Origin of the sequence: Allobosea rubneri, from assembly GCF_032464875.1 — a bacterium.
Lineage (GTDB): Bacteria > Pseudomonadota > Alphaproteobacteria > Rhizobiales > Beijerinckiaceae > Allobosea > Allobosea rubneri.
In genome coordinates, this window is the sequence record NZ_JAWDID010000106.1 from 1 (window position 1) to 3,980 (window position 3,980).

Here is a 3,980-nt window from a genome sequence, read left to right on the forward strand (position 1 = left end):
GTTTCGGGATGCCGGCCTCGATCGCCTTGGCCATGCCGCCGAGCGCCTCGACTTCCTGGATATGGGCCCAGGCTTTTGCCGCAAGCTCGGCGGTCAAGCGCTCGACATAATAGGAGCCGCCCCAGGGGTCGATGATCCGGGTCGTGCCGCTCTCCTGCTCCAGCAGGATCTGGGTGTTGCGGGCGATGCGGGCGGAGAAGTCGGTCGGCAGCGCCAGCGCCTCGTCGAGCGCGTTGGTGTGCAGCGACTGCGTGTGGCCCTGCGTCGCCGCCATCGCCTCGATCATCGTGCGCGGCACGTTGTTGAACACGTCCTGGGCCGTCAGCGACCAGCCGGAGGTCTGGCAATGGGTGCGCAAGGGCAGCGACTTCTCGTTCTGCGCCCCGAAATCCTTGACCAGCTTCGCCCAGATCAGCCTTGCGGCCCTGAGCTTGGCGACCTCCATGAAGAAGTTCATGCCGATCGCCCAGAAGAACGACAGGCGCGGCGCGAAGACGTCGACGGAAAGGCCGGCGCGCTGGCCGGCGCGGATATATTCGACGCCGTCGGCGAGGGTGTAGCCGAGCTCGAGGTCCTGCGTCGCCCCGGCCTCCTGCATGTGGTAGCCGGAGATCGAGATCGAGTTGAACTTCGGCATGTTGGCCGAGGTATAGGCGAAGATGTCGCCGATGATCCGCATCGAGGGGCCGGGCGGATAGATATAGGTGTTGCGGACCATGAACTCCTTGAGGATGTCGTTCTGGATGGTCCCCGAGAGTTTTGCCGCCGGCACGCCCTGTTCTTCGGCCGCGACGATGTAGAGCGCCAGAACCGGCAGCACCGCGCCGTTCATCGTCATCGAGACGCTCATCTCGCCGAGCGGGATGCCGGAGAACAGGGTGCGCATGTCGTAGATCGAGTCGATCGCGACGCCGGCCATGCCGACATCGCCGCCGACCCGCGGATGGTCGCTGTCATAGCCGCGATGGGTGGCGAGATCGAAGGCGACCGAGAGCCCCTTCTGCCCGGCGGCGAGGTTCCTCCGGTAGAAGGCGTTCGAATCCTCGGCCGTCGAGAAGCCGGCATATTGCCGGATCGTCCAGGGCTGGTTGACATACATCGTCGGGTAGGGCCCGCGCAGATAGGGCGGCAGACCCGGCAGGCTGTCGACGAAGGAAAGCTCCGCGCGGTCGGCTTCCGTATAGACCGGCTTCACCGCAATCCCCTCCGGCGTCTGCCAGAGGTCGCCGGTCACGGGCGAGACGCTCTGCGCGGCGGCGATCTCCGCAAAGCCAAGCGTCCTAAAATCCGGGATCAAGCTCATCGGTGACTCCCGTCAGGCCGCCGCAATGGCGTGGGCGCTTCGCAGCGTTTCGATCACGTCGCAGCCGGCAAAGATGAACGCGCTCACCCCGGCCTGGTTCAGGGCGCCTTCGAGATCGCCCGGCCGGCCCGCGAGCCAGACCGTCGCGCCTTTGGCGCGTAGCGCCTGCGCAGCCGCGACCGCCTCGCTGGCATAGCCGGCATCGGAGCCGCAGAGGCAGGCGAGCCTTGCGCCCGAGGCCTCGAAGGCCGCGACGAGCACTGCGAGATCGGTGTCCGCCGTGCCGGGAAAGCCGTCATGGCCGGGGGCGGCGAGACCACCGGCCTCGAACAGATTGCGGGCGAATCCGGCCCGCGCCGTGAAATCGGCGATCGAGCCCAGCGTCGCGAGGAAGGCGGTCGGACGCTTGCCGAGCTGCACCGCCGCAGCTTCCGCGGCGTCGCGCAGCGCCTCGAAATCCTCCGCCAGCCGCAGCGACGGCAAGGCCTCCGCCACGAGGCACGTCTCGGCAGCGGCCGCTTCAGAGCCGCCCGCCATGGGCGCAACCGCGAGCACCTCGACGACGCCTTCCCCGAGATGCGGAAACTCACTCGTGCCGGTGATCGGCTCGCGGCGGGTTGCGATCGCCTTGGCACGTAGCGCACGCTGGCGGGCCAAGCCCTGCTGGACGTGGCCATTGGCGAGCGCCGCGACCATGCCGGGCAGCCCGTCAGCAGCTTCGCGTTCGAGATCCTGCAGCTTGCTCCAGCCCTGCTCGCAAAGCGCCTGCGTCAGCGCCTCGAACCCGCCGGCGCCGGCTGCCGGATCGGCGACCCGCCAGAGATTGGCCTCTTCGAGCAGGATCAGTTGGGTGTTCCGCGCCACGCGCCGGGCAAACGCGTCGGGCAGGCCGAGCGCCGCGGTGAAAGGCAAAACGGTGAGCGAATCCGCGCCGCCGACCCCGGCCGAGAAACCGGCGATCGTGGCGCGCAGCTGGTTGACGTAGGGATCGCGCCGGGTCAGCGAGCGCCAGGCGGTCTCGGCGTGCAGCGCCATCGGCTTCGCTTCGAGGCCGCAGGCCTGCTGCACGCGCTCCCAGAGCAGCCGCGCCGCCCGGAACTTGGCCACGGTCATGAACTCGTCGGTATCGGCAACGAGCGTGAAGGAGATCGCGTCGCGCGCCAGGTCGAGCGCCATGCCGCCGGCCTCCAGCGCCCTGAGATAGGCGATCGCCGTCGCCATCGCCGCGCCGAGTTCCTGCGCCTCGCTCGCCCCCGCCTCGTGATAGGGCCTGGTATCGACCGTCAGGAACGGGCCGGAAAAGCCACGCCCCCTGAGTTCGTCGATCAGCGTGGCGAGGCTCCGGCCGAGCTCAGGCCACGTCGCTGGAAGCGCGCCATGGCTGGCGAGCACGCCGATCGGATCGAGGCCGAAGTCGACCCCCACCTTGGCGGGATCGAGATCGCGGCGCGCGATCAGCTCCGCGATCAAACCGGCGTTGCGTTCCCCCGCCGGCGCGGGGTCGAGCCGCAGCCGGATCAGGTCCAGCATCACGCCATCGAGCGCCGCGCCGAGCGCCGCGACATCTTCGGCGACCAGCCCGTAGCCGCGGGCAGCAAGCGCGCCGGCGAAGCTGAGGACGAGCGTATCCGCGCCGCCTTCGAGGTCGGCGAGCGCAAGATCACGAGCGGAAACGGGCGACGGATGGTCGAGCCGGGCGGCGACGTGCCAGCGGCCCGCTTCGGAGCGGAATGGCCGCGTCTTGGCATGCGCGGCGGGATAGAGCGGCGCGATCCGGATACCGTCGGCGCTCTGGGAGACGAGGCGCTTCTCGAAGTCGGCGCCTTTCAGCACCTTGTCGACGGCGCTGCGCCATTGCGCCTGATCGGGCAGCGGAAAGGCGGCGGCGACCGTTTCGGGAAGCATGGCGTCCTCCGTGGCATCTCTCACGCGAATTCGATGATGACGGCGTCAACGGCGAGGGAGTCGCCTTCCCTGGCGAGGATCTTTGCGATGGTGACGTCCTTTTCGGCGCGCAGGACGTTCTCCATCTTCATCGCCTCGACCATGGCGAGCGGCTCGCCGGCCTTGACCTCCTGGCCGACGCCGACGAAGACCGCCTTGACCAGGCCGGGCATCGGGCAGAGCAGGAATTTTCCGGTGTCGGGCGCGGCCTTTTCCGGCATCAGCGCCGCCAGCTGCGCCTCGCGGGCGGTGTAGACATGGGCATTGGCATAGGCGCCGGCATGGCCGAGCGCGAAGCCGTTGAGGATCGGCCGGACCTGCGCCGCGATGGCGACGCCGTCCAGCGTGCCCTGCCAGACCGGCTCGCCCGGGCGCCAGTCGCTGGCGAGCCTGACGCTGCGCCCCGCAAAGGCGATCGTCACCACCCCGTTCTCACCCGAGACCTCGCCTTCGAAGCGTTCGGCCCCAAGCTGGACGATGCGGGCGCGCTCGAACTCGACCTTGCGCCAGCCCTGCATCTGCGCCGAGACGTTGCGCTTGCGCTGGTTCATCCGGTGGTCGCAGGCGATCGCGATCGCCGCCATCCGCAGCGCCACCTCGCCCTGCGGCTGCGGCAGGGCGAAGCCTTCCGGGAACTCCTCGGCGATGAAGCCGGTCGAGAGCTCGCCGGCAATCCAGCGCGGATGCTGCATCAGCGCCGAAACGAAGGGGATGTTGTGGCGGATGCCGTCGA

Annotated in this window: 3 protein-coding genes; all 3 read right to left on the bottom strand. The window is 69.0% G+C overall.

Features of this window, described 5'->3' with window-relative positions; all coding sequences use genetic code 11:
* Positions 1 to 1,303: methylmalonyl-CoA mutase family protein (locus tag RKE40_RS29270; protein ID WP_316021677.1), on the bottom strand; the 1,303-nt coding region annotated here is incomplete at its 3' end.
* A gap of 12 nt (positions 1,304 to 1,315) precedes the next feature.
* Positions 1,316 to 3,208 carry a methylmalonyl-CoA mutase subunit beta gene (locus RKE40_RS29275; protein WP_316021678.1) on the bottom strand — a complete coding sequence of 631 codons (1,893 nt, stop codon included), beginning with the start codon at positions 3,206 to 3,208 and terminating at the stop codon, positions 1,316 to 1,318.
* Between the two features lie 20 nt (positions 3,209 to 3,228).
* The coding region (locus RKE40_RS29280; RefSeq protein WP_316021679.1) for a biotin/lipoyl-containing protein at positions 3,229 to 3,980 on the bottom strand (752 nt) is incomplete at its 5' end.